The organism is Candidatus Solincola tengchongensis, assembly GCF_015711935.1.
In the GTDB taxonomy this organism is placed as follows: Bacteria; Actinomycetota; Geothermincolia; order Geothermincolales; family RBG-13-55-18; genus Solincola_A; species Solincola_A tengchongensis.
The window spans coordinates 114431-120773 of sequence record NZ_JACVJJ010000108.1 but is presented as its reverse complement, the minus strand read 5'-3'; the positions used below and the strand labels follow the sequence as shown (position 1 = coordinate 120773).

Genomic DNA, 6343 nt, shown 5'->3' with positions numbered 1-6343 from the left:
AGTATGGCCCGGCCCAGCTCGAAGACCAACTCCGCCGTCCTTTCCTCTATCTCCTCTATCCCCTTCGCTTCCTCCGCAAGACGTAGTATGATTTCGTTCAGCAAGAGAGATCACCCCTTTCTTCCTGTTAACTTAGCTTGTTTTGTCAGGATGATAGGGTGGTCTCTCGACTCTTTTCAACCCGGAAAGCGCCTACTGAAACGATACAGCACCAGCCCCTTCAGTTCTTCCGATTTGCTCGCCTCCGCAGGATTGCGGGAGTTCTCCAAATTATTTTTCAAACCGGAAAGCGCATACCGGAACGGTACAACACCGCTCTCCTCGAGATTCCGGCGGCGTGGGGGCGGGAAGATGACGACGGATCCCCTGGCTCTCGGGGTAAGGCGACTCACGGGGGGAGAGCGGCCCGGGTGCGGCAGCGGTTCAGGCCACCGGCGCATCGCGTAGCCGCACGGGCAGGAGTTGTGCGAGCCGGGGATTGCTTCCCGGCACGTAATAATGCTGTTTTGCGGGATAAAGACGAGGTGTGCACGTACCTCCGTCACGGCCATGGTTTATTATGGATAGAGATGGCGGGTAAACGAGATGTTCGGAGGAAGGTGGGCGCCATGCTCGGCCTGTATTTCGACGGAGAGCTCAGACTGCGGGACGACCTACCGGTACCGGAGCCCGGACCGGGGGAGGCCCTGATCAAGGTGATGGCCGCGGGAATCTGCCACACCGACCTGGAGATAGTGCGGGGTTACATGGATTTCAAGGGCATCCTGGGGCACGAGTTCGTCGGAGTGGTGGAGAGGAGCGACAATCCCCAGTGGGTGGGGAAGAGGGTGGTGGGGGAGATAAACTGCTCCTGCGGCGTCTGCGCCATGTGCATCGAGGGAAGGGCCCGCCATTGCCCCCAGCGCACCACCCTGGGGATCAGCGGAAGGGACGGGACCTTCGCCGAGTACGTGGTACTTCCCCTGGCCAATCTGCACCTCGTCCCGGATACCATGCCCCTTTACACGGCGGTCTTCGTGGAGCCGCTGGCAGCCTGCTTCCGCATAACCGAGCAGGTGCACGTCACCCCCAGGCTGAAGGTCGCCGTACTTGGGGACGGCAAGTTGGGGCTATTAGCCGCCCAGGTCATGCGCCTGACGGGCTGTTCGCTGGTGGCCATCGGCCGCTATCCTCACAAGCTGAAGATACTGGACCGCTTGGGGATCCGCACCGCCCTGGAGGAGGGATACCGGCCGGAGAGGCAGTTCGACCTGGTGGTGGAGTGCACCGGCCGCCCGGAGGGCTTCCGGCTGGCCCGGGAGTTGGTCAAGCCGGCGGGCACCATCGTCCAGAAGAGCACCTTCGTGGAGCGGGTGGACCTGGACATCTCCCGCCTGGTGGTGGACGAGGTCCAGGTCATCGGTTCGCGGTGCGGTCCCTTCCAGCCCGCTATCCGGGCTCTCATGCGCGGGCTCATCAACGTGCAGGACCTCATCGACCGGCGCTTCCCACTGGAGATGGGGCTGCAGGCCTTCGAGTACGCCATGCGTGACGGTTCCCTCAAGGTCATCCTGGAGATGCGCACCTACCCGGCGGAGGGCCTGCGCAAGCCGGGAGAACTGGAGGAGGAGCCGGTAATCTGAGGTTCCTCCCTCCAGTTATTTGAAGCTGCGGAACCGTGATTCCACACGGCTCCAGAGCTACACGGTTTGATCGTCTGTCCGGCAGGGGCGGGGAGGCGTCCTCCTATCGCCATTCCGGTCCGGGTAGGGAGTGAGCGAAGGGGAAGGTGGGGCCCGGGAGCGCGTGCGGCCCTGGCCCGAACGGTCCGGGTGATAAGGTCAGGCTGATAAGGAGGTCGTTGCATGGAGGAGGAGTTCCTGAAGGTGTGCCGCGGGGAGGAGGAGGCGGACCTCCTGCTCTTAGGCGGCCTGGTGGTCAACGTCTTCACCGGGGAGATAGCGGAACATGCGGTTGCCGTACACGGCGGGAGGATAGCCGGCTTCGGCGAGAGGCCGGCCCGCGAGGTTCTGGACCTCAAAGGTGCCTTCCTCTGCCCCGGTTTCATCGACGGCCACGTACACATCGAGTCCTCCATGGTCACCCTGCCGGAGTTCGCCCGCGCCGTGGTGCCGCGGGGGACCACGGCGGTGGTCACCGATTACCACGAGATAGCCAACGTCCTGGGCACGGAGGGGCTTCGGTACATGATGGATCTGGCCGAAGGCCTGCCTTTGGATGCCTTGATCATGCTCCCCTCCTGCGTTCCCGCCACGCCCATGGAGACCTCCGGCGCCGTGTTGGAGGTGGAGGACCTGCTCCCCTTGCGGGAGGCGCCTTCGGTCATCGGCCTGGGGGAGATGATGAACTTCCCCGGCGTGGTCCACGGAGACCCTTCGGTGATGGCCAAGCTGGAGGCCTTCGCGGGCCTCCCCGTGGACGGGCACGCCCCCGGCCTGCGGGGGAAGGAACTGGACGCCTACCTGGCGGCGGGCGTGGAATCGGACCATGAATGCGTGGATCCCGAGGAGGCCAGGGAAAAACTGGAAAAAGGGATGTACGTTTACATACGCGAGGGCTCCACGGCAAAAAACCTGGAATCCCTTCTTCCCCTGGTCGATTCCCGCAGCGCCGATCGCTTCCTCCTGGTCACCGACGACAAGCAGCCGGAGGACCTGTTGGTGAACGGGCACCTGGACGCCGTGCTGCGACGGGCGGTGGCGCTGGGCATGGACCCGGTGACCGCTCTGCGCCTGGTGACCCTGAGCCCGGCGCGGCGTTTCCGCCTGCCGGGGAGGGGAGGCATAGCGCCCGGATGGTGGGCGGACCTGGTGGTTCTTGAGGACCTGCGCGACTTCCGGGCCCTCAAGGTCTTCAAGCGCGGGAAGCTGGTGGCCGAGAAGGGAGAATATCTGGAGCCCCACCGACAGGGACCGCCGGCGCCCGGAGCCATGAAGATAGCCTGGGAGAGGATCCCCTCCCTGGAGATCCCCGCCGGAGGCGGGAGGATGAGGGTCATAGGCGTGATCCCCGACCAGATAGTCACCGAGTCCCTCCTCGAGACGCCCAGGGTGGAGAAGGGGTTGGTGTTGACCGACACGGAGCGCGACATCCTCAAAGCCTGCGTCTTCGAGAGGCACCGGGGGACCGGCAACCTGGGGATGGGGATGGTGCGCGGGATGGGGCTGCGCGAGGGGGCTCTGGCCTCCACCGTGGCCCACGATTCCCACAACCTGGTGGTCGTGGGAGTGGATGACCGGGACATACTCCTCGCCGCGAGGCGCGTGGAGGCCATGGGAGGAGGGCAGGTCGCGGTAAGGGGAGGGGAGGTCATCGCGGAGCTTCCCCTGGACGTCGCCGGCCTGATGTCCACCCTGCCCTTGGAGGAGGTGGCGGCGAGGGTGAGGGCGCTGCGGGAGGCGGCCGCTCGCCTGGGATGCCCACTCCGGGAACCATTCATGGCCTTGTCCTTCCTCGCCCTTCCGGTGATACCGGAGCTGAAGATGACCGACCGGGGGCTTTTCGACGTGGGTTCCTTCCGACACGTGGCCCTCTTCGCGGACTGACGCCCTCCGTGCCTCAGGTCCTAGGCCGGTGGCGGAGGTAGCGGCATGTGGTCGCCGGGACGGAACGGCGCCGCCGGCGGAACAAGCGGTTGACAGAAGATGGAAAATGGCGCGCGGCGGTCCTGTGATGGAAAGATTGAGCGACGTCGAGGATTGGGCCAAGTCGGCTCGCGCCCAGGTGGGAACGTTTTCCCACGGGCGTGGGGATACGGAGCGACTCCTCTCCCGCGGGGAGGAAATGGTCCGGGCGTTCCAGGAGGCCATGCTCAAAAGGAGGGGGGCGGAGATGACGGCCGCCCTTTTTCTTCTCCTGATCCTCGGCGCGAACTTCCTTCGCGGCTGGGCGGCCTGCCGCAGGGCCAAAAAGGCCTGGCGCGGGTTGTGATATACTTGGTTCACGGCTGAAATGCGGGAATTCCGCGTTATTTCGCCTCATGCGCGGGGAATACCGTGCGAAGCTGGAAGGCCGCTTCTTCAGAGATGGGGTGACATCCACACCGATCCTCGAAGGTGCGGCTGCAGGAAGGAGGACGGCTGGGAAAGGAAGAGGCACGGGAGGTCAGCGGCAATGGAGATCAAAAAGGTGTTCGTGGTCGGCTCCGGCCTGATGGGAAGCGGCATCGCCCAGGTGACCGCCTTTGCCGGTTACCAGGTTAAGATGCACGACGTGGACGAGGAACGCACCGCCAAGGGCATGGAGGCCATCCGGGGCTCCCTGGGAAAGTTCCTCTCCAAGGAAAAGATCACCCAGGAACAGCATGATGCCGCCCTTGCCAACCTGAGCACCACCACCGACCTCCGGGAGGCTTCGGACTGCGACCTGGTGGTGGAGGCGGTCTTCGAGGACCTGGAGGTGAAGAGGCAGGTATTCTCACAGCTGGACGAGATATGTCCGCCGCACACCATTCTGGCCACCAACACCTCGGCCATCCCCATAACCTCCATCGCCGCGGCCACCAAGAGGCCGGACAAGGTGGTGGGAACCCATTTCTTCAGCCCGGTGCCCCTGATGCGGCTGTGCGAGATAATCCGGGGACTCCAGACTTCCGACGAGACCATGGAGATCGCCGAGAGGTGGGCGCAGTCGGTGGGCAAGGAGACGGTGCGGGTGCTCAAGGACCATGCCGGTTTCATCGCCAACCGCCTCTACCTCCCCATGGGCATGGAGGCGGCCAGGATGCTGGAAGCCGGAGTGGCCACTCCCGAGGATATCGATAAGGCCATGCGCCTGGGGTACAACCTGCCCATGGGTCCGCTGGAACTGGCGGACATGACCGGCATCGACGTCCTCATGAACGCTTCCCTAGCCATCTACAACGACACCGGGGATCCCAAGTATTATCCTCCGCCGCTGGTGCGCCGCATGGTCGCCGCGGGGCTCCTGGGGCGCAAGACGGGGCGGGGTTATTACGATTATTCCAGCGGCAAACAGGAGAGCTACTGGAAGTTGTGATCCCCGCCGCTGGTGCGCCGCATGGTCGCCGCGGGGCTCCTGGGGCGCAAGACGGGGCGGGGTTATTACGATTATTCCAGCGGCAAACAGGAGAGCTACTGGAAGTTGTGATCCCCGCCGCTGGTGCGCCGCATGGTCGCCGCGGGGCTCCTGGGGCGCAAGACGGGGCAAGGGTGATCAACGCGTTCCCGCGGCGGACGGGGAGGCCGCGAGAGCCTGCAGAACGCGCACCTAGGCTTTGAACGCGGAGGCGGCGATAAAAGCGCATCGCCGGAAGGGTCATCGCCGGAAGGAGGGGGCCCGGAGACTCTCTCCGCATTTGAAAGGGGGCATGGATGGAGGAACGGGGCTCCATCGCCTGGGAAGTGGTCGGGGGTGCCGGATGGGTCTATTTCAACCGCCCGGAGAGGCTCAACGCCTTGCCGCCGGGTTCGGTCCGTGACCTGTGGGCCTGCCTCAACGCCCTCGAATCGCGCGGCGAGGTCAGGGCGGTGGTCTTCTCCGGGCGGGGTGAGGCTTTCTGCGCCGGCATGGAGCTGAGCGACCTGGAGGGCGCCACCCCGCTGGCGGCGCGGCGCCGCGCCCGCGAGGCCCAGATGATAACCAACCGCATAGCGGAGCTCACCGTCCCCACCATCGCCGCGGTGAACGGCGTGGCCATGGGGCTGGGTCTGGAGATCTGCCTGGCCTGCGACCTGGCCCTGGCGACCCCCAGTGCCCGCTTCGCCTTTCCGGAGATACGGCTGGGGATGATCCCCTCCGGGGGAGGCACCCAGAGATTGGCCCGCCTTGTGGGGCTGCGCCGTGCCCGCGAGATGCTCCTCACCGGACGCGTGGTGAACGCGGAGACGGCGGCGGCGTGGGGGTTGGTGAACAAGGTGGTGGGGGATGAAGAGCTGGAGTCACGGGTGCGGGAATGGGTGGACAAGCTCTCCCAGGGAGGGAGGACAGCCCTCTACCTGGCCAAACGCAGCCTGAACCGTTCCCTGGACCTGGACATCACCCACGGCATGGAGCTCGAACTGGAATCCTTTTCCACCTGCTTCGCGAGTGGAGATCCGGCACGCGGCATGCGCCGTTTCACGGAGGAGAGGGCCTCGCGGGAAGCGTCCGCCGTTGGAGGGGGACCCGAGGCCGGCGGGGAGGAGCAGGAAGCCGCGGGGGTCGCCTTCACGGCCTCGGGAAGCGCACCCGAAGTGGACAGCGGGGAGCCGGAAGAGGAAGAGGAGGAAGACCTCTTCGAGTGAGGGACCCCGCTGGGACCCTGTTTTTTGAGCCCGGCGGAGATTGAGGGTGCACGGTTGCGGTAGGCGCCTCGGGTATCGGCCGACCTTTGCATCCGCGC

Annotated in this window: 5 protein-coding genes; all 5 read left to right on the top strand. The window is 65.2% G+C overall.

What is annotated here, in order from left to right:
• Positions 1 to 608 precede the first annotated feature (608 nt).
• The 5 genes from H7007_RS11635 to H7007_RS11615 all read left to right on the top strand — a co-directional run bounded on the left by H7007_RS11635 (position 609) and on the right by H7007_RS11615 (position 6245).
• A complete protein-coding gene (locus H7007_RS11635; protein WP_287155461.1) occupies positions 609 to 1622 on the top strand; it encodes an MDR/zinc-dependent alcohol dehydrogenase-like family protein in 1014 nt (337 codons plus the stop codon).
• A 222-nt stretch (positions 1623 to 1844) separates the two neighbouring features.
• On the top strand, positions 1845 to 3545 hold the full coding sequence (gene ade, locus H7007_RS11630; protein WP_287155460.1) for an adenine deaminase: 1701 nt from the start codon (positions 1845 to 1847) through the stop codon (positions 3543 to 3545).
• Between the two features lie 127 nt (positions 3546 to 3672).
• Positions 3673 to 3930 carry a hypothetical protein gene (locus tag H7007_RS11625; protein WP_287155459.1) on the top strand — a complete coding sequence of 86 codons (258 nt, stop codon included), beginning with the start codon at positions 3673 to 3675 and terminating at the stop codon, positions 3928 to 3930.
• Positions 3931 to 4113: 183 nt separating this feature from the next.
• Entirely contained in the window at positions 4114 to 4998 is an 885-nt protein-coding gene (locus tag H7007_RS11620) for a 3-hydroxyacyl-CoA dehydrogenase family protein (RefSeq protein ID WP_287155458.1), read from the top strand.
• A gap of 335 nt (positions 4999 to 5333) precedes the next feature.
• Complete coding sequence (locus H7007_RS11615; protein ID WP_287155457.1) at positions 5334 to 6245, top strand: enoyl-CoA hydratase/isomerase family protein; 912 nt, start codon at positions 5334 to 5336, stop codon at positions 6243 to 6245.
• Positions 6246 to 6343: the final 98 nt, after the last annotated feature.

Bases quoted from the DNA above. Each gene is read 5' to 3' on its own strand.
- ade (WP_287155460.1), top strand. From the start codon at position 1,845: ATGGAGGAGGAGTTCCTGAAGGTGTGCCGCGGGGAGGAGGAGGCGGAC.
- H7007_RS11625 (WP_287155459.1), top strand. From the start codon at position 3,673: ATGGAAAGATTGAGCGACGTCGAGGATTGGGCCAAGTCGGCTCGCGCC.
- H7007_RS11620 (WP_287155458.1), top strand. From the start codon at position 4,114: ATGGAGATCAAAAAGGTGTTCGTGGTCGGCTCCGGCCTGATGGGAAGC.
- H7007_RS11635 (WP_287155461.1), top strand. From the start codon at position 609: ATGCTCGGCCTGTATTTCGACGGAGAGCTCAGACTGCGGGACGACCTA.
- H7007_RS11615 (WP_287155457.1), top strand. From the start codon at position 5,334: ATGGAGGAACGGGGCTCCATCGCCTGGGAAGTGGTCGGGGGTGCCGGA.